The sequence below is a fragment of the Salsuginibacillus kocurii DSM 18087 genome (genome assembly GCF_000377705.1).
In the GTDB taxonomy this organism is placed as follows: Bacteria; Bacillota; Bacilli; order Bacillales; family Marinococcaceae; genus Salsuginibacillus; species Salsuginibacillus kocurii.
In genome coordinates, this window is record NZ_KB898628.1 from 147,572 (window position 1) to 169,011 (window position 21,440).

Here is a 21,440-nt window from a genome sequence, read left to right on the forward strand (position 1 = left end):
CTAATAGCGGGAGAATTGGCCTGTATTTGTTGAAGGGTTGGCCTAAGCACAATGAGGGATCAACTGCAAGGAGAAGCAAAGGGACTGAAACATAATCTGCCCAGAATCATTTGCATAAAAGGAGAAGAAGAGATGAACCGAAGATTAGCCAGGCTTCGAGCAATTCAAGCCTTATTTCAAGTGGACTTGATTGAGACGGATCCAAATATGGCAATTAAAAATGTATTAGAAGATGATGAAGAACAAGACGATTTTTTAGTGGAACTCGTCCATGGAGTAATTGAAAACCTTGCCGTAATTGACGAACGTCTTGAGAAGCATATGGACCACTGGACATTGGACCGTCTAGGCAATGTGGACCGAGCTGTTCTTCGAAACGCTGTCTATGAAATGCTTTACCGAGAGGATATCCCCCTTCATGTCAGTGTGAACGAAGCAATCGAAGCGGCAAAAGCTTTTGGAGGGCAGGAATCTGCTCGCTTTGCCAATGGTATTTTATCTGCTATTTTAAACGAGTGTAAAGTGGAAGTGGAGGGCGCTACAGATGACGAAAATCATGAACGGTCGTGAATTGGCAAATGAGATGCGTGAAACCCTTGCTGTACAGGTATCAACGTTAAAAGAGGAAAAAGGGATTACACCGGGTCTGGCTGTGATTATTGTGGGAGATGATCCTGCCTCGCACAGCTATGTACGCGGAAAACAGAAAGCTTGTGAAAAAATCGGCATGCATTCTGTGCTTCATCCCCTATCTGAAGATGCCAGTGAAGATGAGCTTTTAGAAGCGGTTAACCAATATAATCATGATGATCAAATTCATGGGATTTTAGTTCAATTGCCACTCCCGCATCATATGTCCGAAATGAAAGTGATTGAACAAATCAAACCAGAAAAAGACGTTGATGGATTTCATCCGATCAGCACCGGGCGTTTGATGACGGGACAGCAAACATTTCTTCCGTGCACTCCAAATGGAATTATGCAGATGCTTGATGCTTACGAGGTCCCAATACAAGGGAAACATGCTGTAATTATTGGTCGAAGCAACATTGTCGGAAAACCAATTGCGCAATTGCTGCTAAGCCGCGATGCGACGGTGACCATTTGCCACTCAAAAACAAAAAACATGAAAGAAGTAACGAAACAGGCTGATATTGTGATTGCGGCAGTCGGCCGGCCAGAAATGGTTGACGAGACATACATAAAAGAGGGTGCCTGCGTGATTGATGTGGGTATCAATAGAGTGGAAGATGGCTCGCTAGTTGGTGATGTTGCGTATAATAAAGTTGAAGAGAAGGCTGGCTGGATTACTCCAGTTCCTCGCGGGGTAGGGCCGATGACAATTACAATGCTTCTATACAATACAGTCCAATCACTGGAATGGACTTTACAGGAGCAAAAATAGCATGGAAGGTGTACACGACCGCTATCTTTCCGTAAGCCAAGCAACAAGGAAAATCAAATCTACCTTAGAAGCAGTCCCTGAGTTTCGAGAGATTTATATTCGTGGAGAGATTTCCAACTTTAAGCACCATAGTCGCGGGCACATGTATTTTTCTCTTAAAGATCAGCATTCAAAAATTTCTGCAGTTATGTTTGCCGGAAACAATCGGCATCTGAAATTCCGCCCTGAGTCGGGCATGAATGTATTGATCAAAGGAAGAGTTTCCGTCTATGAACCATATGGGCAGTACCAGTTATATGCAGAAATGATGGAACCTGACGGAATTGGTCAGCTATACTTAGCATACGAGCAGTTAAAAAAGAAATTGGAAGAAGAAGGGTTATTCTCGCCAGAGCATAAACAGCCTCTTCCACCTTATCCGACGCGTATTGCTGTGGTGACTTCAAAAACCGGAGCTGTAATTCGTGACATTTATACGACCATCAAGCGGCGTTATCCGTTGGCTGGTATTACACTGTTTCCGGTAGCTGTTCAAGGTGATCAATCTGTGCCCTCTATTTTGCACGCGCTCGAACGAATCAATGCGATGCAAGGATTTGATGTAGCTATTGTCGGCCGCGGCGGCGGTTCGATTGAAGAATTATGGAGCTTCAATGATGAAGCAGTAGCCCGGGCTGTGGCAGCGAGTCACATTCCCATCATTTCTGCAGTCGGCCACGAGACGGATGTAACGATTACCGACTTTGTAGCTGATGTTCGTGCTGCTACTCCGACTGCTGCTGCTGAAGTAGCTGTTCCAGACATTATAGAATTGAAGAACAAAGTCGGTGAATATCAGCGCCGGCTCAGCCAGCAGCTCTTTCACAGCAAGGAACAGAAAAAAGCAAAACTTCAACACTTACAAAGGTCGTATGCCTTTAAATATCCAGCCCATTTACTGCAACAAAAGGAACAAGAGCTCGATCGTTTTATTGATTCATTAAACCGGGGAATTTCCACAGAACTTCAACAGGCTAAAACAGAATATAAACAACTGACCGAGCGCTTACATCGGGTGCGTCCGACTGAAAAGGTTCAGGAAGGACGCCTTAAAGTTGAACGAGAAAAAGAAAGACTTCAAAAAGAAATGCAGCATGCTTTCGAACGTTCAGCAGCGCGCTTGACAACTAATATTCAACAGCTTGAAATTCTTAACCCTCTCCACGTATTGAAACGAGGATTTAGCGTGGGCCTAAAACAAAATGGACGGGCTGTACGCAGTGTTAATGAAGTAACAACGGGTGAGGAAGTACAGTTATTAGTCGCTGATGGACAGATAAAAACATCTATTCAAGCAGTTGAAGAAACTAATCCTTTTGCCCACGTGCAGTCCACAAAGGAGGAAATAGATGATGAGTGAGCAGGAAAACCGAGAAGAAAAGTCATTTGAAGAAGCGATGGAAGAATTGGAACAGCTCGTCAAGCAATTAGAAACAGGTGATGTTCCTCTCGAAAAAGCAATCACGCTTTATCAAAACGGGATGGAGCTTACCAAATTGTGCAATGATAAATTAGAACGAGTGGAAAAACAAATGGACCAAATTTTAAATGAAGATGGGGAAGTTGAACCGTTAACGATCGATAATTCGGAGGTTTAAAACGTGAAGGCTTATGAAACTGTAATTAATCGCTATAAAGCTGACATTGAAGCTGAGCTACATCAAATAGTAAATGATCAGGCTGTGCCAGAAGAGCTTCTAAACGCAATGCTCTACTCTTTAAAAGCTGGAGGAAAGCGGATTCGTCCGATTTTATTACTTGCAGTATGTGAAGGGTATGACCGTGTCTTTTCGTCAGCCTACCAGGTAGCTGCTGCGATTGAAATGATTCATACCTATTCGTTAATTCATGATGATCTGCCCGCCATGGATGACGATGATTTGCGGCGGGGACAGCCGACTAATCACAAAGTATATGGGGAAGCCCATGCAATTTTGGCCGGAGATGCTCTCCTTACTAAAAGCTTTGAGGTATTAGCAACTCTGCCTACAGAGGAAGTTTCGAGCGAGGTCAAACTAGAGCTTATCCGTCTTATGGCAAAAGCAGCAGGCGCAGCAGGAATGGTTGGCGGCCAGGCGGCTGACTTAGAAGCTGAAAACAAAGCAGTCCAATTAGACAAGCTCGAATACATTCATCATCATAAAACCGGGGATTTATTTGCTTACGCTGTTCAAGCTGGTGCGATTCTTGCGGGAGCGAAAAAGAATGACCAACTAAAGTTGTATCGATTTGCCAAAGAGCTTGGTCTTGCCTTTCAGATCAAAGATGACATTTTAGATGTGGAAGGTGATGTGCAAGTCATCGGAAAACCAGTGGGAAGTGATGATGGTTTGAATAAAAGTACGTATCCGGGTCTGCTTACATTGGAAGGTGCAAAAGATAAGCTAGCCTTTCACAAACAAAACGCGATGAAAGAATTGGACGAGATCGACACTGAGTTGAAATCATTGCGTCACTTAGCTTTATATATTGCTGATCGGGACCGATAGCCAAAACTTGAAACAACTTCCTTTGTTTGTGGTTGGATAGAAGGATAGTTGCATGTTATAATATAGTTAAATCAATGGGTGGTGCAGTATTCTAGTCGGCTTCCCATCTCGAAGGCGGGCCTAAAAATCCGCTGAAGGGCACATCGATGAAGTTCCTGGTTTCGGCTTGAAGCGCCCAGCTTTGGGTCGATTTTGGGAGTAAAGGTTGGGGGGCGATCCACAATGGCATGTGGGCGCGAACCCTCCAACCGTGGAGGCCCCGGTTTCCGTACTATCGCCGCGGACGATAGGCGGTCCGGGGTAAGACCTGCTTCGTGAGCATTCTGTGTTTGCAAGTAGCGTAGCCTGCCTTGAGTGGAGCAGTGGGAATGATGGTGTATACGTACGAATGAATCATCGGCCAATGGCTCATTCGTTTCACATCTGAAACCTGGTCTGCAAAAGAGGCTAAGAGATGACCCGAAGCCGTTGAGGAAAACTCCTAGACTGTTCTACGACATTTAAAGGGGATTACGGTGTGCGCTAAGTGGTAATCCAGTCCGATACTCGGCAACGGTATCGATTCAGTTTGAAAGGGAAACCGCCGTGGCGGCGACGCCGTGGCAACTGAATGGGAAATCCTACTGGACCTTAAGCCACAAAGTTTACTCTTTAAATGACCACCCGTACATATGGACGTAGAAGTTATTACCAATGATAAAGGTGTCAGTTAATAAAAATGAAGAACTCGTGGACAAAATCAATTAATTGGAGTCTTGCTGTTGCCGTTATCACGCTTGTGCTAGCGGCTCTTTTTTCGATTGTATCAACCTTGATGCTTTCCGGCGTTAATTGGGCGCTTGGAATGCTGCTTGTGTTAATTATTGTGTTTATTGGTGTGTTTTTTGATACAATTGGCATTGCAGCTACATCTGCAAAAGAAGAACCGTTTCATGCAATGTCAGCAAAGAAACTGCCCGGGGCAAGACATGCCGTGTTAATTACGAGAAATGCTGACCGTTTTGCGAGTTTTTGTAATGATGTAATCGGTGACATTGCGGGTATTGTAAGTGGTACAGCTTCTGCTTTTGTAGTTATTCAATTGACGCTAGCTGTAGGTTATGCTGACGGCAGTATTGTACAATCCGTGATCTCTGTCTTATTTACAAGTGTAATCGCAGCGCTTACAGTAGGAGGAAAGTCATTTGGAAAAACACTTGCCATTTATTTTTCCACCCCTATCATCTATCAGGTCGGTAGAATTTTATACGTGTTAGAAGTAAAATTTAAAATAAAGATTTTTTCAAGTAATGGGAAGAAAAAAGGGAAACAAACTAATAAAAGTAAACCGAAGGGAAAGTGAGGGTCACGGCATGGATTTGGAAACAATTCAGGATCCGGGCTTTGTTCGCGATTGTTCACAACAAGAGCTGACACAATTAGCGCAAGATATACGCCAATTTTTAATTGAGGAGCTTTCAGTTACTGGAGGGCACTTAGGCCCGAATCTAGGTGTGGTTGAACTAACGTTAATGCTGCACTCCTTATATCAAAGTCCAAAAGACAAAATTATTTGGGATGTAGGTCATCAAGCGTATGTCCATAAAATACTAACCGGCCGGGCTGGCCAATTTGATCAGCTTCGTAAATATCAAGGGTTATGCGGCTTCCCTAAACGAGATGAGTCTGAACATGACGTATGGGAAACCGGGCATAGTTCAACTTCGCTTTCTGCAGCTATGGGGATGGCAACCGCTCGTGATTTAAAAGGAGACGATAACCATGTTGTGGCTGTTATCGGAGATGGAGCTTTAACGGGAGGCATGGCGCTAGAAGCATTGAACCACATTGGCCATGAACAGAAAAACGTAACTGTTATTTTAAATGACAATGAAATGTCGATAGCTCCAAACGTAGGAGCTTTACACAATGTGCTCGCTCGATTGCGGACAGCAGGACACTATCATAAGGCCAAGGAAGAACTCGAATATTTAATTAAACGCATTCCTGCCTTCGGTGGACGATTAGCAGCTACAGCTGAACGAGTCAAAGATAGCTTAAAGTATTTGCTCGTTTCTGGTATTTTCTTTGAAGAGATGGGCTTCACTTATTTTGGCCCTGTAGATGGACACGACTTAGATGATTTAAATGGTAACATTTCCTATGCCAAAAAGACCGAAGGACCGACCTTAATTCATGTTATTACGAAGAAAGGGAAAGGTTACGCTCCCGCAGAAAATGATGCAAAAGGAACGTGGCATGGGCTGGGACCATATAAAATTGAATCCGGCGAGGTTGTAAAAAAGCCGGGACCCCCAAGCTACAGCGGTGTGTTCAGTGAGACACTTAAAAAAATTACTGACCAAGATGACCGCATCGTAGCGTTAACGGCAGCGATGCCTGGAGGTACTAAACTCGACCAATATGCAAAAGCCTACCCGGAACGGATGTTTGATGTGGGGATTGCTGAGCAGCATGCCACCACAATGGCCGGAGGTTTGGCTACTCAAGGAATGAAGCCGGTATTTGCCGTCTATTCTACCTTCTTGCAGCGAGCGTATGATCAGCTGGTTCATGATGTCTGTCGCCAGAATTTAAATGTATTCTTTGCGATTGATCGAGCTGGATTAGTAGGCGCTGATGGGGAAACGCACCAAGGCGTATTTGATATTGCTTATTTACGCCACTTGCCAAACATGAAGATACTCATGCCTAAAGATGAAAATGAACTGCAGCATATGATTTATACTGCTGTTCAATATGATGACGGACCAATTGCAGTGAGATATCCGCGTGGCAATGGCTTAGGAATTAAGATGGACGAAGAGTTAAAACAACTTCCGATTGGCAAATGGAATGTCCTGCGTGAAGGCTCGGACCTTTGTATTTTAACGTTTGGCACCATGATCCCTGTAGCTGAAGAAGCAGCCGAGCAATTAGCAGCAAGCGGCATATCGGCGCGGGTCGTCAATGCAAATTCAGCTAAACCGTTAGATGAAGCAATGTTAAGAGAAATAGCAAATAGCAAAATGCCTATTTTGACACTTGAAGAAGCTGCGGTACAGGGAAGCTTTGGAAGTGCGGTGCTAGAATTCTTCCATGACGATGGCTTTCACGATGTAGTTGTTGACCGAATCGGTATTCCAGATCGATATATTGAGCATGGTGGCGTCCCTGAGCTTTATGAGGAGATTGGCCTTACTCCGGAGCGGGTCGCAGAACAAGCTGGCAAAATGAAGCCAAGACAAAAGAAGAGAGCGTAGCAGCATGGCAAAAAAAGAACGAGTAGATACTCTTTTGGTGGAACAAGGGCTGGTAGAAACCCGTGAAAAAGCCAAGCGTACTATAATGGCAGGGCTTGTGTATGCCGAAGACGAACGCATTGATAAGCCCGGCATGAAAATTGACAATGCAACTCCCCTTCATTTGAAAGGGGAGCTTTTACCGTATGTGAGCCGAGGTGGTTTAAAACTTCAAAAAGCGCTTGATGTTTTTCCTTTCACGGTTGAAGGGCGTACGGTTTTGGACATTGGGGCCTCTACAGGCGGCTTTACAGATTGTGCTCTTCAGCACGGAGCTAAGCATGTTTATGCAGTAGATGTAGGTTATAATCAACTGGCCTGGAAGCTTCGCACCGATGAACGGGTTACCGTTATGGAACGAGTGAATTTCCGTTATGTAACAGCGGATCAGTTTGAAGGGAAGCTTCCTGAAGTTGCGGTATGTGATGTATCTTTTATTTCTCTGCGCCTAATCTTAACCCCACTGACGAAATTGCTGCCTAAAGGCGGAGATGTATGTGTTCTGATCAAGCCGCAGTTTGAAGCTGGGCGCGAAGAGGTAGGCAAAAAAGGAATCGTAAGAGATCCTGTTATTCATAAAAAAGTCGTAACAGGAGTCATTCGATTTGCTGAAGAATTAGGCTACCAGATCCAAGGGTTAGATATCTCTCCAATTACTGGAACAGAAGGAAACAAAGAATTTTTATTGCATGCAAAGTGGGATGGTGCCATGCCTGAAGTTTTGTTTCCGCCAGAAAAGATCGAGACTGTCATCTCTTCTTCCCTGAATTAACAGACTGTGGCTTTTCCTGCCGGTGGGGTTCTCACGTGCAGGCTTTACATTGCTCGCGCAAAGTGAAGCTATAGAAGAAATACTAACATTGCTCTTTAATAAAGTTTTTAAAAGAGCAACAATCTTTTCGAAATCAGCCTCGTTCTTGTAGGTGTTTGTCAGCAATGAATATCACATGTATAATTATGTACAGATATACGATGACATGTATATTACATGCTGGCAAAATGGAGGTTGAAGTAATGACGAAAGGACAACGTCATATAAAAATACGTGAACTCATAACTGATAATGATATCGAAACACAGGATGGACTTGTCGATCAATTAAGAAAAGCGGGTTATAATGTGACACAAGCCACTGTTTCAAGAGATATAAAAGAATTGCATCTTGTTAAAGTACCGATGATGGATGGAAGATATAAATACAGTCTGCCGGCTGATCAGCGTTTTAACCCGTTACAGAAGCTAAAACGAACGCTAATGGATAGCTTTGTAAGTATCGACCGGGCAGAACATTTAATTGTGATGAAAACACTGCCAGGCAACGCTCATGCGATTGGCTCGCTCGTAGATAATCTTGATTGGCCAGAGATTATGGGTACCATTTGCGGAGATGATACAATACTCATCATTTGCCGGGAACAGGATCAGTCCGATGGTGTAGCCGACCGTTTTCTAGAAATGCTTTAACCCGGTAGGAAAGAGGTTTGCATGCTTGAAGAACTGTCTATAAAAAATGTTGCTTTAATCGATGAATTAACCCTTTCATTTGAGCAGGGAATGACTGTTTTAACGGGAGAAACCGGAGCGGGGAAATCAATTATTATTGATGCAATCGGATTATTAATTGGCGGAAGAGGCTCTGTGGACTTTGTACGGCATGGCACAGACCGTGCAGAGATTGAAGGATTATTTTACGTTCATGATACTCATCAGGCAAAAGCAAAAACAGAAGAAGCAGGGATTGCAGTTGAAGAAGGAATGCTCGTGCTGCGGCGTGAGGTGACTCATAAAGGAAAGAGTGTCTGCAGGGTTAACGGGAAATTAGTGACACTGGCAATATTAAGAGAAATCGGCCAATCCTTGATTGATATTCACGGCCAACACGAACATCAGGAGTTATTACAGCGAGAACGCCATCTCTCTTTTTTAGATCAATTTGCTGGTGAAGAAGTAGAAGAAAGCAAAGCTGAATATCAGCAGCTGTTTAAAGCGTTTAAACAAACAAAAGCTAAAATGAAGCAGCTGAAAGAAAATGACCAAGAACAAGCCCACCGCCTCGATTTAATTGATTATCAACTAAAAGAAATTACAGAGGCAAATCTTCAACCCGGTGAAGACGAAGAATTAGAACAAGAACGATATAAATTAAGCAATAGCGAAAAATTATACGAAGCGCTTCATGGAGCTTACAACAGCTTGTATGGAGAAGGAAAAGGTCTTGACTGGGCCTCACTGGCTTTGAATCACAGCGAAGAAGCAGGAGCCATTGACCAAGATGTAAAAGAAGCAGAAGAGTCAATTCGTTCTAGTTATTACATGTTGGAAGAAGCGACATACACCTTGCGTGACCAAATTGAATCGCTAGAGTTTGACCCGGACCGCTTGCATGTTATTGAAGCTCGTTTAAATGAAATTCAACATTTAAAACGAAAATACGGCGAGTCGGTAAGTGAGATCTTGGAGTATGCGGCTTCCATTGAAGAAGAGTATGATTCACTTATGAACCGGGACGAACGACTGCAGGCTTATGAAGAAGAGTTGGAGCAATTAGCCCGGGACGTGAAAGCTGAAGCTGATACGCTCTCAGACCTTCGTAAGCAGGCGGCCAAACGCCTAACTGAACAAATTGTTGCCGGCCTGCAAAGTCTGTATATGGAAAATGCCAGTCTAAAGGTCGAATTCAAACCTCCTGAACGAGGTGAAACGTATGCATTGGATGGACAAGAGCATACATTTACCGAGACTGGTCAGGAAAAGGTGGAGTTTTTAATCTCTACGAACGCCGGGGAACCGTTAAAGCCCCTTGCAAAAGTGGCGTCCGGGGGAGAAATATCGAGAATTATGCTTGCGTTAAAATCTGTATTATCGGATTTTCAAGACAAAGTTGCTCTTATATTTGATGAAGTTGATACGGGGGTAAGCGGTCGGGTAGCACAAGCAATTGCCGAAAAAATTCAATTCGTGGCAAGGGGCTCACAAGTTCTTTGTATTTCTCATTTGCCACAAGTGGCAGCTAGAGCAGACCAGCATCTGTTAATTAAAAAAGAGGAGATAGGAAGCCGGGTGCTGACTGATGTATCCTTATTATCTAGAGAAGACCAAGCAAAAGAAGTAGCGCGAATGATTTCGGGTACAGAGGTTACAGCTGCTAGTTTGGAAAATGCTAAAGATCTGCTGCAACAAGCAAGCGGAAACGACTGACGAACTGGGGAAGATTCCCGGTTCGTTTTTTTATGTTTCACTTATATTTGTCTTTTAATAAGGCAACATTAAAAATGCAGGTGTAAGGTGGCGAGCGGAGGAGTGAACGAAATGGACATGAGAAGGTGGATTGGAGTATGCCTTTTGCTCGCCGTGGCAGGTATAAGCTGTTTGCCGGTAACCCAGGCATGGCTTGACCTTCCTGAGAAGAGCATTTTTTTTCACAGTGAAACAGCACAAATGGAAAACACTTTAGCACTCCCCGACCCTTTTATAAAATATCCATCCAAAGAAGAAGCCCTTAAAAGCATAAAAGCTAATGATAAAGACTCTGTACTAGTAACAGCAGGTTCTACACCAATTAAAAAAATGGACATTAAAGCACTTCCGGATATTGAAGTAATACCGGGCGGAGACTCCATAGGTGTACGTGTTGATGCTGAGGGTGTGCATATTGCAGGGTATCATTATGTAGAACAAGGACCTGAGCGTATCTCTCCTGCCAAAGAAGCAGGAGTTAAACCAGGTGATATTTTAATGAAAGTTGGAGAAGAAGAAGTTAATGAAGCTCGAGATATTAAGGATGTTTTAGCTGACGCAAGTGCTAAAGATGCTTTACCTCTTACTGTAAAACGAGGGAAGGAAGAAAAACAAGTAGAAGTAGCTCCAATTCAGTCGGAAGAAAAGAACCAGCTGCAACTCGGTCTTTATATTCAAAATACTTCAGCGGGAGTAGGAACTCTCACGTTTTATGAAGAAGGCTCTGGAAAATATGGTGCGTTAGGACATGTAATATCCGATGCAGCAGCAGACCACCCCGCTCCTGTACGCGGAGGCAAACTATTGCGTTCTACCGTAACAGACATCGAAAAAGGGCGTAATGGCCAGCCTGGTGAAAAACGAGCTACCATAGATGATCGTCCTACTATTCTTGGTTCCGTGACAAAAAACAATGCATTTGGAATTTTTGGCACCTTAGAAGGGAAGAAACAAACAGCAAATGAAGAGGAAGCAGTTCCGATTGCTTTTCCAGAGGAAGTAAAGGAAGGACCAGCAGAGCTAAGAACCGTAATTGAAGGTAATAAAGTGGAATCCTTTGATGTAAACATTACTTCGGTCATGTCACAGAATCACCCAGCTACGAAAGGTATGGTCATTGAAGTTACCGATGAACGTTTAATTGAAGCTACTGGAGGAATTATACAAGGGATGAGCGGGAGCCCAATTTTACAAGATGGCAAATTAGTCGGTGCTGTTACCCATGTATTTGTAAATGATGCGAAATCAGGATATGCAAGCCACATTGAATGGATGTTGGACGAAGCTGACATTGAAACGTACAAAGATATGAGAGAAGCCAGTTAACAGCTGGCTTTTTGTATGAAGAGAACCGGAAAAATTAGTGCTATCTATCAGCAGCCGAATTTGTGAAACGCCTGCCGATAAAGGAAGAGGACACTTAAACGTTTCATCGTTTAAAGACCTGGTTATCTTTATACTATAAGCTGTATGAAGGACTTGATGAGCCTTCGCTCGCTTTATGTGGAGAAGTCGGCAATCCGCTTTGAGCGTTGCTCTGCAGGGTCTTGCCCTGACTTCCTTTTCCACAGCTTTCTTCGGTTTCATGGACTTTTTTACCCTATAGGGTACTGACCTAATGATATAAATGTAAAGAGCGACACATTGACTTTTTCAGCAGTCTCGTAATGCAAATAGTCCAACTACTTTTACCGAGAATTGGCTTATAATAAAGGTCTTTTTTGTGTGGATAAAGTTTCAAACTAACGAAAATTTATAGTGATTAGAAGGAGAATAAGTAGAAAAAAAGAAATACATAAAAGCGCATTTTTTACCAAAAGTGGAATGGTTTTATGGTATGATAATAAATGTTCACACAAAGAAAATTCGACAAATGCAGTAAAAAGATGATGTATAGTGACGAAAACAGTCGTAAATGGAAAAATAGATGAGCATATAGGACTTAATTTAAAATTTTAGCTAATTTCAACAGATAATAAAAGGTATTAGGAATTGAGTGTCGAATTAGTGAAAGAGGAATGATTAATTAACAAGGAGGAAATGTCGTGAAAAAGATTTCAGTTGCGATCGCAGATGACAACCGTGAGCTTGTCCAAATGCTAGAGGAGTATATTTCCGCCCAGGAAGATATGGAAGTGGTGGGAGTGAGCTATAATGGTCAAGAGTGTCTTGAACTCGTTCGTGAAAAGACGCCTGACATTTTGATATTAGATATTATTATGCCTCATTTAGACGGACTTGCTGTTTTGGAAAAATTACAAGTGGAAGGGACTCAAAAGCCAAAAATAATGATGCTTACCGCTTTTGGTCAAGAAGATGTAACAAAAAAAGCTGTGAATCTTGGTGCTTCTTATTATGTACTAAAACCATTTGATATGGATACATTATTATCAAATATTCGTGAAATCAGCGGCCAGCACACGGTTTCGGTCGTTCCATCTACAGGAGGAAGCTCTCAGGTGGTGCAAAAACAAGATGAACCTTTAAATCTTGACCAAAGCATTACTTCCATTATTCATGAAATTGGTGTCCCAGCCCATATTAAAGGATATCTCTACTTACGAGAAGCGATTACGATGGTGTACAATGATATTGAATTACTTGGTTCAATTACAAAAGAATTGTATCCAGAGATTGCCAAGACCTTTAATACGACTGCAAGCCGGGTGGAACGTGCCATCCGCCATGCAATTGAAGTAGCTTGGAGCAGGGGAAATATTGATTCGATTTCTAATATGTTCGGTTATACGATTTCTAGCACGAAAGCTAAGCCAACTAACTCCGAATTTATCGCCATGATCGCTGATAAGCTGAGACTTGAACATAAAGTGAGTTAAGGTTGGAGTGACGGGGGTTACAGGGTAAGGGAAAGTTTGGAAAACGTACACAGGTTACCAACAAACACGTTTTTCGAGCCAACCAATATTTAATATAAGTGTCGAGGACTTTTGCCCTCTTATTTGTTGTAATTATTCAGCAAATAAGGGGGTTTTTTATATTGGCTAGAGAGTCGGATATATTTTTAAATGACTTTTTTGTGTATTGCGAGTCGAAAAACTTATCAAGAAAAACCATAAAAAGCTATGATCAAACGCTGCGACTGTTTTTCATCTATCTGGAAAATGAACACAACATTACTGATGTACGTAACACAAAATCAACGCATGTTAGGCAATATATCAAGCACCTAAAAGAACGTGGCAAATACACAGTAGTAGGAAATGAAGGAAGTCAGCAAATCAACTTCCCTGATCATCGAACTGATCATGGTAAGCAGATAGGCGACACAACCATTGCTAATTATTTACGCAATATCAAAGTATTCTTCAATTTTTTAAAAGAAGAAGGCGAGATAAGAGAAGCACCGACAAAACGAATTGAAAACATCAAGCCAAAACGAAGGAAAAAACCGCTGTTATCCAAACATGATTTACAGCAAGTACTGCGCCAATTCGATATAACGATATTCCATGAGTATCGCACATACATGCAAATGCGCTTAATTTTGGATACTGGCTTGCGAGCAGGTGAGTGTTGTGCATTGATACCTGCCGATATCGATTTTAGAACTAAATCAATGCTTGTACGTAATCCAAAAAATCATATGGAGAGATATGTATACTTTAGCCATAAGCTTTCAAGGGAGTTGAAACGGTGGATGATGTATAGGGATAGATTTTCCGACTCTGATTTCCTTTTTCCAACTATTAGAGGTACACAACTTGATGTGCGTAACTTTGAAAAGTCGATACGTAAAGCAGGTATAAAAGCAGGTGTCGAAATTCACCCTCATCAGCTTAGGAATAATTTTGCTAAGTATTACTTGCTGGCTGGCGGTGATTTTGCCTCATTGTCGAGGATTTTAGGGCATTCATCTATTGAGGTTACTCAGCAAGCTTATTTGGATTTTACAGATGAAGAAGTTGGTAGAAAATATCAGCGGCATTCACCGTTAAATCATCTTGATATCTAATTTAAATAGGGGGGTAAGCAATGCAACTAGTTAAATCCAAACTACTGGACAAGCTTCATCAATCGGCACTCTTAATGAACAAACAACACGATTTAGACACAACGAATTGGGCTGAATTTTACCAACACATGGATTTACAAGCTGAGATTATGAAAATTGACATTGAAGTAACTGACTTATTTTTCGAAGAAGATGAAGCAAAACTAATGAGTAATTATCAATCAATTAATCAGGGGGAATTTATTATGAACAAGCCAAAAACTCAGGAATTTGAAGCCTTTGCTACATTAACAGCGCCAGTATCACTAAGCATAGCTGCACAAAGTAGACAAGCAGCGCATGAGGTAGCTTGCACTCAATTGGATGAAATGAGCATCGATTCCATCGAAATGACCGTTAAATTAACAGATGGTAGCACACAAACTCTACATGTGCATGATCATCACCTGCATTACTCCACCTTATTTGCAGATGATGAATGCTAAACAAACATAAAAAGAGCTACCAGTGTTAGCGCACTGATAGCTCTAGCTCCACTTACCACTGAGAGGCAGTAAGCAAAAACCTATTACATTTTATTTTACCTTTATTATACAAAAAATTCAAGGTGAAATATTCTGCCTCTCTTTGGTTTAAAACGAACGTATGTTCTAAATACAATCAAAGAGAGGTATTTATTATGACTACTACACACCTATCCAACGCAAATCTATCCGAATACAAGCAACTTTCTCCATTTGCTACAATTGACGAACTAAACACATCTATCCGCAATCACCTATACCATAACACTCACCACTTAGCCAAATCGGCTGTAAGCGTATTTAAATTGCTCTCACAACATTCTGTTAAAGCAACTGGAATAGCCTTTATGAAATATCAAACTATTGCTGAACAACTTGAAATTAGCTTCAGCACCGTCCGTAGAGCTATCACTCTACTTAAACAACACCAAATGATAGAAGTACACCGAACTATACGGCAAAAGGGAGAGCTTAAAGGCGGTTATGGACATTCTGTATTTATTATTACACCTTTTCTAAATAACGCTGATCAGTCGCCTGAACACTCGACATTGAACACTCGAAATAGCACGAAAAATAGCGACAAATCAGGTGTTGAATCACAAAAAACTGAAGGGGAAACTGGGCTTAGTGAATCTAGTAACCTATTAGATTTAAAAGAACGTACTACGCATAGTAAGCAGCAAACGGATAATAAAACTAGCACATCATATAATCCTACTCATAGCTTCTCTGAGCAACATAATTTACCAGCAACATATACGCCTAGTTATGTGCCAGAAGCCTTTGTGAAGGCTGTGAAGCCGATATTTGATGATGCTGTATTGATAGATAAGCTGTGGAGCAAAGTGTGCTTAGCTTATAGTAAATGTAACTTAGATTACAGTGTAGATGAGTATATTGATAATGTGCTGGAGGCTTTCAAATCAACTGTTTTAGGCTTGAAGAAGGGTAAGGTAAATAGCATGTGTGGATACTTTTATGGTGCGGTGAGTAGAGTTTTTGAGCGTGTGTTTAGTAATGAGCTATATGGTGTTATTAGTAATTAACCTGATAGCGTCGCAGACAGTGAGGATGTTTTTTGTACCCAACAAGAGAATAAGTGTAAAATCATTAGTTCTAGGTTGGGTACAAAAAACCCCCTTTGGGATAAAGTAGATACATGTAACAGAATATTTTGAAATAAAATAATACAGATAAATATATAGGATACTCAGAGCTTGCTGTGTGGATTTTAATAGAAAAGTAGACTTATGGTATTCAGGGAGTGTGGAATGGGTATGTGAGGACGTGAGTGGGGTTATATGGAAATCTATTATTTTTAGAAAAAGTAATATAAACCTATTGCAACGTGAAATAGAACGTGCTAAACTAATGGAAGGCACGCTTAAATGATAGAAATATTTTAATTTACTTAACTAACCTATATGTATAATACCACAGTAAACTAATATCTTTCAATGGAATCTTGTAATTAATTTTAGGGGGTGGTACCAATGTAATCCGAATGCTGCAAATAACAATAACACAAACTGCAACTAATTCTAAAAAATTAAGGAGAGGGTAAATGAAATGCTGAAATTTAACGATATCAAAGAGCTTGAAAACCACTTTGAAACGGAGGTTACGCTGTATGATAGCCCCTTTGATGATCGAATCAAACTAGAAGTAGATGAGCTGGAAGCTGATGAAACAGCCTATATCAATTTTACTGAAAATATGATCAAAAAAGACGCTGTCGGTGATTTACACTACATAAGAAAAGACAGCATCGAAACAAGTATAAACAAGGTAAGCTCTAATAGAACAGTGAGCGACATAAGGGAAAACATACTGAAGCAGCTTGATTATCAACTTGAATACGGTGATGATCGAATTGAGCAAGTTGATGAGCTTATACATAACAATGATTGGATAATTGAGCTTTTATCAACAAATATGATGATTGATAAGGAATTGAAAAGCCAAAAGGACTTTCTAGCTGAAGATAGTAATACCGATAAAGTTATACAAGTTATATCTGATTATTTACTTAGACCAAAATTTAAAAGCCAAGATGAGCAAGAAGAATATGAAGAGCTGAAAGATGAAAAAGAATACTTAAATGGGTTACATAAGGAAGATATTGATGCTGACACACAAGCTTATATTAACTCTGTATTTAACCAACTGGATACATATAAAAACAAACTAGTAGAGAACAGGAAAGCAAAGAATAGGCGCTTATATAGAGAGGCTCCAGATGGCGACATATTAACCAAGCCAGCACATAACGATAAAACAACTCAATTTGAAAAGAGTGTGTACACAACGCCAGCAAGGGTTATAAATGATGCCTATTGGGATGATATGTACCCAGATGAGGTAGTTAATAGGATACCGCATGTAGGCTATCCTGAAGAATCAGGCAAGGAGTTTCGACGCAACATATACGATAATTTTGAACATGAGCGTAACATGTTAAAGCAGCAACTTGGGTTACATATAAAGGACAGGAATGAGCGAGCTAATCACCAAGCTGATTTGATAAAGCATTTTGATAGGCAAAACATATCATATAAAAATAATGGCAATACCTTAAGAATAGATGGCAAACGAGCTTTGCAGTCGCTTAAAACGATGTACTCTGACTTTATGGGCGATTTTAAAGCCGCTGAGCAAATACTTATTGATGAGATACCAGTTAAATCAAAAGCTAATAAGCCAGTTTATAGCATACATAATGATACATATTACTATAACAAAAATGGTGAATTAGTAGAGCTGAGTAAGAATTTTGTAAATTATGGCACAGTGGATTTTTATTGGGCAATGATTGATACATATAGCGAGTTGGAAAACAATATTGCACATAAGCCAGATCATGAGTTTTGGGTGTTGCTGTTTGACTTTAAACGGATATTGGAGCAGACTGAGCTTACAGAATTGGAATATGAAGTATTAACCAAGAAGTTTCAAGGCTACTATGCAGAAGAGATATATAGGTATATTGATCAACACACTGATCACAATTGCTCTGTTGATAAGGTGAGGCGTATATTGAGGCAGCAAGTGCCTAAAAAGCTACTCGATACATACATAACGCAAACAGAAGAGTGGCTGTATACATATAAGCTAAAGGGTACATATAAAAAATGCAGGAAGTGTAAACAAAATAAGCTGATGGATAATAACCGATATTTTAAGAAAAATAAATCAACAAAAGATGGCTTTCGAGCCACCTGCAAGTCGTGTGGAAATTGATGTAAAAAATGGTCGGAGGGCGCATGAAAAGCGCCTTCTGATGGTTATAGTTATTGTCTGACACAAATGTAAAGGAGTGCAAATCTTAATGAAAACTAACAATTATTTTTACTGTTACAATAAGCTGCTTTCTTTTTATATTCAATCAAAAGGCGAAGAGCCAATTACAGTTGCAAAACACATGAAAACAAATGATGTTTTTTCCGTATTCGAGCGGAATACACTGGTTATTAATGCAATTGATGAGTTTAACGATAATGAAATTTAACCCCTGAATTGGAGTTGAAATTTCACTTTTTATAATTTGGTGATTTAAATGGTGGAAATTTAACCACTAAATTTAATAAATATTTCACTATCACTACTGTGAAATGTCACCCCTGATTTGAGGTTGATATTTCCAAATAGGGGAAATTTAACTACCCGAAAATGATAAAAGTTTCACAGATTACAAATAAACTAAAAGTTTATTAACTAATAACTTACATAGTAAGTCTAAACACATAATCAGCAAATTTAATCAAATCTACTATTTAAAAAATTCTGGAGGGTTTCTATGGCAAGTCAGCAAAATGATTTTATTAAAGTGTTTGATAAGATGTTACAGCTTAATAGCAAACATAGATTAAACGAAAATGAGCTATACATATACTGCGTATTACATAAAGAAGAAAAGTTTAACAAGACGGTTAGCACTATTTTAGATTTGTTAACTTTGGTTATGCCTTCACCTTTTGTTAAAACGGAAAAAGATAACAAAGCAAAAATTAAAGAAGCACTAATTGGACTCTATGAAAAAAACATTCTCATTGTGCATAATGATATTGATATTTACAACTTAAAGGCAAAAACATTGCTGATTGTATCTTTGAATTATGATTTGCTAAGCAGATCGAACAGCAAACATTCGGGATTTGAAAGGTTATATTATAATAAATTTAACCAATTCGATTCTGCTAGAGATTGTTTTATTTATTGCCATGCAGCCAAATGGAGCAAAGGCTCTACTATCAGCTATAAACAATGGGCTGAATTTTTAGATGTAACCGACAGGCAAGCAAAAAATATAATTAAAGATGCTGTGCAGCGTGGTGTAATTTACGTAAATACTGGTGATTACATAAAAAATGATGATAAATACATACAAGAAATGAATACATACCATACTGATGCTGTTGATGAGGCAAATAAAACTGAGCGCCAAAAAAAGAAGGATAACGAAGAAGAAATTAAACAAAATGTGAGAGCTGCTAGTTATGAATATGATGAATTTGAGCTGAAAGAAGCACTGAAAGTGTTTAAATCAAAGCAAAAAATAGATGCATATGAGTATGTTATATACCAAACAATTGAAGACAAATATAATAGAAGTAAACATTTGGATAAAAATGAAATGAGCGTTTATGTAGCAGCTAATGAGAGATTTGATCAAATAAGAAAAAGTGAAAAAGGTAATGGAAAACTTGATAATTTATACCGCAGAGCTAAGCGACTATTAGCTGATGAAAGCGCAATGTTTTAAATAATTACATAATACATAATTAACTTATCGATTAAGGCAGCAGGCATTGGCTTGCTGCTTTTTATATTACCGTATAGGCAATAGTTTATACGCTAGTGGCTAATAATTAAGCCTTCCAACAGTGAATAAGCTAGGGTGAGATGCCTAGCTACAGTGAAGCAATAGGGGAGGTGAGATGCTCCCCTTAAATCACTTTTGGAGGGTATTAAAATGAATGATGTGCAAGTATTTAGCAATGATCAATTTGAGGTAACAGCGAGGGAAAATGGCAGTGAGATTGAGTTTGATGCAGCGCAAATTGCTAGGAATTTAGGCTTTACTACCGTAGCCACAAGTGGCAACGAAACAATCAGGTGGAGCAGAATCAACAATTACCTTGATGAGTTTGGCTTTCGGCAGCAGGTTACGAAAGGCGGTTACATACCTGAAACTTATGTGTATCTACTAGCAATGAAGGCAAACAACGAAGTTGCTGTTAGCTTTCAAAAGTTTATAGCATTCGATGTGCTACCGGAAATACGTAAAAACAAAGTTTACATAGACCCTTCAGCGACAGATCAGGAGATTGATCATGCTGTTAAATTTTCTACTCCACAAAAACGCAGAAAGCAGCTTATGGAAGCTACAATTGATGGAGAGCAAAGTATATTTGCTACATATGATCAAATTGGTGAGTATATCAGCAACTGGACTGCTGATGAGAAGGTGAAGGTACTGAAGCACGTTGAGCTTGCTTTACTTGATAAAAAGGATACATACGGCACAGATATAGCTTTTGTTGCTAAAGTGGAAGAGTTGTTACGGAAGGTAGCAAAAGATATTGATAAGATTAGAAATTGGCAAAATGGAGCACAAAAGAGGGAATTAAGCAAAGCTAATAAGCAGCTTAATGCTAAGTTGAATGAATTAGAGCCGATTGATATTAATCAATATTATCGTTTGCCTCATCATCCGTTTACAGAAAACAGTATGTATAAGCCTATTACGTTGAACAAATGGGGAAAGTCAGAAGCATATCGAAATTGGCAGATGTATTTTCCTTATTTCAAAATGCCGGATGAGAACGAGCTGGATGTTGATTGGGATAAGCCAGTGAAGATTTACTTAGCATATGATTGTTTGCCGAGTTATGATATTCAGAATTTTCACAAATCAGCAATTGATATGATATTTGATTATTACGGGCAAGATGACGGTGTTGTTAGCAATGTTGATATTAAAACAAATAAGCATGTCGATAGCTTAAGTGACGGGCGTATTTATTTTTATCTATGTAATGAATAAAAGTACATAATTAACCATTTTAATAATAGCATGTTGAGTTTGATAAAACAAATATAAAAGGGTGGATATATATATGGAAGATGTACATATCGATAATATTAGCTTAGAGCAAAACTTGGAGCGCATTAAGCGATTAGAAGATGAGTTTAAAGAGATGAATAAGCAAATGGAAGAGCGTTTAAACAAAAACTAATATAAAGGGTGGATATATATGGATATTAAAAATTTAGAGCAACTAAAAGAGGCTAATAGTTGGGCTGTTAAAACTGTAAGCAGAAATACTGAGAAGGAAGCGACTGAAGTGTTTAATAATTGGGTCGATAGTTTAGATAAAGTGCTAGACGAAGAGTATTTTTTGGATATTGCTAAAGCGATTGTTATGATTAAAGATAAAGAGAGGCAAGCGTATAATAATATTAAACAATAAAGATCACAAATCGATG

At 39.8% G+C, this 21,440-nt stretch carries 20 protein-coding genes; all 20 read left to right on the plus strand.

Annotated features, from left to right (window positions below):
- The first annotated feature begins 132 nt into the window (after positions 1–132).
- Entirely contained in the window at positions 133–570 is a 438-nt protein-coding gene (gene nusB, locus D469_RS0112985) for a transcription antitermination factor NusB (RefSeq protein ID WP_018923826.1), read from the plus strand.
- Complete coding sequence (gene folD / locus D469_RS0112990) at positions 545–1,405, plus strand: bifunctional methylenetetrahydrofolate dehydrogenase/methenyltetrahydrofolate cyclohydrolase FolD (protein WP_018923827.1); 861 nt, start codon at positions 545–547, stop codon at positions 1,403–1,405. Before nusB ends, folD begins: the two co-directional genes overlap by 26 nt.
- Before the next feature lies 1 nt (position 1,406).
- Positions 1,407–2,804 (plus strand): exodeoxyribonuclease VII large subunit, encoded by a 1,398-nt coding sequence (gene xseA, locus D469_RS0112995; RefSeq protein ID WP_018923828.1) that lies wholly within the window; start codon positions 1,407–1,409, stop codon positions 2,802–2,804.
- Complete coding sequence (gene xseB / locus D469_RS0113000) at positions 2,794–3,042, plus strand: exodeoxyribonuclease VII small subunit (protein WP_018923829.1); 249 nt, start codon at positions 2,794–2,796, stop codon at positions 3,040–3,042. Before xseA ends, xseB begins: the two co-directional genes overlap by 11 nt.
- A gap of 3 nt (positions 3,043–3,045) precedes the next feature.
- On the plus strand, positions 3,046–3,933 hold the full coding sequence (locus tag D469_RS0113005) for a polyprenyl synthetase family protein (protein ID WP_018923830.1): 888 nt from the start codon (positions 3,046–3,048) through the stop codon (positions 3,931–3,933).
- 718 nt (positions 3,934–4,651) lie between these two features.
- Complete coding sequence (locus D469_RS0113010; protein WP_018923831.1) at positions 4,652–5,275, plus strand: hypothetical protein; 624 nt, start codon at positions 4,652–4,654, stop codon at positions 5,273–5,275.
- A 10-nt stretch (positions 5,276–5,285) separates the two neighbouring features.
- Positions 5,286–7,175, plus strand: a complete 1,890-nt coding sequence (gene dxs / locus D469_RS0113015; protein ID WP_018923832.1) for a 1-deoxy-D-xylulose-5-phosphate synthase — start codon at positions 5,286–5,288, stop codon at positions 7,173–7,175.
- Positions 7,176–7,179: 4 nt separating this feature from the next.
- Positions 7,180–7,986, plus strand: coding sequence for a TlyA family rRNA (cytidine-2'-O)-methyltransferase (locus D469_RS0113020; protein ID WP_018923833.1), 807 nt, complete (start codon positions 7,180–7,182; stop codon positions 7,984–7,986).
- Positions 7,987–8,228: 242 nt separating this feature from the next.
- Complete coding sequence (ahrC, locus tag D469_RS0113025; protein WP_018923834.1) at positions 8,229–8,678, plus strand: transcriptional regulator AhrC/ArgR; 450 nt, start codon at positions 8,229–8,231, stop codon at positions 8,676–8,678.
- A gap of 21 nt (positions 8,679–8,699) precedes the next feature.
- Positions 8,700–10,412 (plus strand): DNA repair protein RecN, encoded by a 1,713-nt coding sequence (gene recN / locus D469_RS0113030; RefSeq protein ID WP_018923835.1) that lies wholly within the window; start codon positions 8,700–8,702, stop codon positions 10,410–10,412.
- A gap of 111 nt (positions 10,413–10,523) precedes the next feature.
- The gene (gene spoIVB, locus D469_RS0113035) at positions 10,524–11,777 is read left to right on the plus strand and encodes a SpoIVB peptidase (RefSeq protein ID WP_018923836.1); all 1,254 of its coding nucleotides are present in this window, start codon (positions 10,524–10,526) and stop codon (positions 11,775–11,777) included.
- Between the two features lie 719 nt (positions 11,778–12,496).
- Positions 12,497–13,288: a sporulation transcription factor Spo0A gene (spo0A, locus tag D469_RS0113040; protein ID WP_018923837.1), complete on the plus strand. Its 792-nt coding sequence runs from the start codon at positions 12,497–12,499 to the stop codon at positions 13,286–13,288.
- 161 nt (positions 13,289–13,449) lie between these two features.
- Positions 13,450–14,424 (plus strand): tyrosine-type recombinase/integrase, encoded by a 975-nt coding sequence (locus D469_RS0113045; protein ID WP_018923838.1) that lies wholly within the window; start codon positions 13,450–13,452, stop codon positions 14,422–14,424.
- A gap of 20 nt (positions 14,425–14,444) precedes the next feature.
- Entirely contained in the window at positions 14,445–14,909 is a 465-nt protein-coding gene (locus D469_RS0113050; RefSeq protein WP_018923839.1) for a hypothetical protein, read from the plus strand.
- Positions 14,910–15,103: 194 nt separating this feature from the next.
- On the plus strand, positions 15,104–15,997 hold the full coding sequence (locus D469_RS0113055) for a helix-turn-helix domain-containing protein (RefSeq protein ID WP_018923840.1): 894 nt from the start codon (positions 15,104–15,106) through the stop codon (positions 15,995–15,997).
- A 523-nt stretch (positions 15,998–16,520) separates the two neighbouring features.
- Positions 16,521–18,191, plus strand: coding sequence for a hypothetical protein (locus tag D469_RS20325; RefSeq protein WP_018923841.1), 1,671 nt, complete (start codon positions 16,521–16,523; stop codon positions 18,189–18,191).
- Between the two features lie 88 nt (positions 18,192–18,279).
- Positions 18,280–18,459, plus strand: a complete 180-nt coding sequence (locus D469_RS0113065) for a hypothetical protein (protein WP_018923842.1) — start codon at positions 18,280–18,282, stop codon at positions 18,457–18,459.
- Between the two features lie 288 nt (positions 18,460–18,747).
- Entirely contained in the window at positions 18,748–19,713 is a 966-nt protein-coding gene (locus D469_RS0113070) for a hypothetical protein (protein ID WP_018923843.1), read from the plus strand.
- Between the two features lie 210 nt (positions 19,714–19,923).
- Entirely contained in the window at positions 19,924–20,997 is a 1,074-nt protein-coding gene (locus D469_RS22600) for a BRO-N domain-containing protein (RefSeq protein WP_018923844.1), read from the plus strand.
- Between the two features lie 211 nt (positions 20,998–21,208).
- Positions 21,209–21,424, plus strand: coding sequence for a hypothetical protein (locus D469_RS0113085; protein WP_018923846.1), 216 nt, complete (start codon positions 21,209–21,211; stop codon positions 21,422–21,424).
- Positions 21,425–21,440: the final 16 nt, after the last annotated feature.

Coding starts and splice junctions, on each gene's coding strand:
- D469_RS0113050 (WP_018923839.1), top strand. CDS start 14,445: ATGCAACTAGTTAAATCCAAACTACTGGACAAGCTTCATCAATCGGCA.
- D469_RS0113055 (WP_018923840.1), top strand. CDS start 15,104: ATGACTACTACACACCTATCCAACGCAAATCTATCCGAATACAAGCAA.
- xseB (WP_018923829.1), top strand. CDS start 2,794: ATGATGAGTGAGCAGGAAAACCGAGAAGAAAAGTCATTTGAAGAAGCG.
- folD (WP_018923827.1), top strand. CDS start 545: ATGACGAAAATCATGAACGGTCGTGAATTGGCAAATGAGATGCGTGAA.
- recN (WP_018923835.1), top strand. CDS start 8,700: ATGCTTGAAGAACTGTCTATAAAAAATGTTGCTTTAATCGATGAATTA.
- xseA (WP_018923828.1), top strand. CDS start 1,407: ATGGAAGGTGTACACGACCGCTATCTTTCCGTAAGCCAAGCAACAAGG.
- D469_RS0113070 (WP_018923843.1), top strand. CDS start 18,748: ATGGCAAGTCAGCAAAATGATTTTATTAAAGTGTTTGATAAGATGTTA.
- ahrC (WP_018923834.1), top strand. CDS start 8,229: ATGACGAAAGGACAACGTCATATAAAAATACGTGAACTCATAACTGAT.
- D469_RS0113020 (WP_018923833.1), top strand. CDS start 7,180: ATGGCAAAAAAAGAACGAGTAGATACTCTTTTGGTGGAACAAGGGCTG.
- D469_RS22600 (WP_018923844.1), top strand. CDS start 19,924: ATGAATGATGTGCAAGTATTTAGCAATGATCAATTTGAGGTAACAGCG.
- dxs (WP_018923832.1), top strand. CDS start 5,286: ATGGATTTGGAAACAATTCAGGATCCGGGCTTTGTTCGCGATTGTTCA.
- D469_RS0113085 (WP_018923846.1), top strand. CDS start 21,209: ATGGATATTAAAAATTTAGAGCAACTAAAAGAGGCTAATAGTTGGGCT.
- D469_RS0113065 (WP_018923842.1), top strand. CDS start 18,280: ATGAAAACTAACAATTATTTTTACTGTTACAATAAGCTGCTTTCTTTT.
- nusB (WP_018923826.1), top strand. CDS start 133: ATGAACCGAAGATTAGCCAGGCTTCGAGCAATTCAAGCCTTATTTCAA.
- D469_RS20325 (WP_018923841.1), top strand. CDS start 16,521: ATGCTGAAATTTAACGATATCAAAGAGCTTGAAAACCACTTTGAAACG.
- spoIVB (WP_018923836.1), top strand. CDS start 10,524: ATGGACATGAGAAGGTGGATTGGAGTATGCCTTTTGCTCGCCGTGGCA.
- D469_RS0113010 (WP_018923831.1), top strand. CDS start 4,652: ATGAAGAACTCGTGGACAAAATCAATTAATTGGAGTCTTGCTGTTGCC.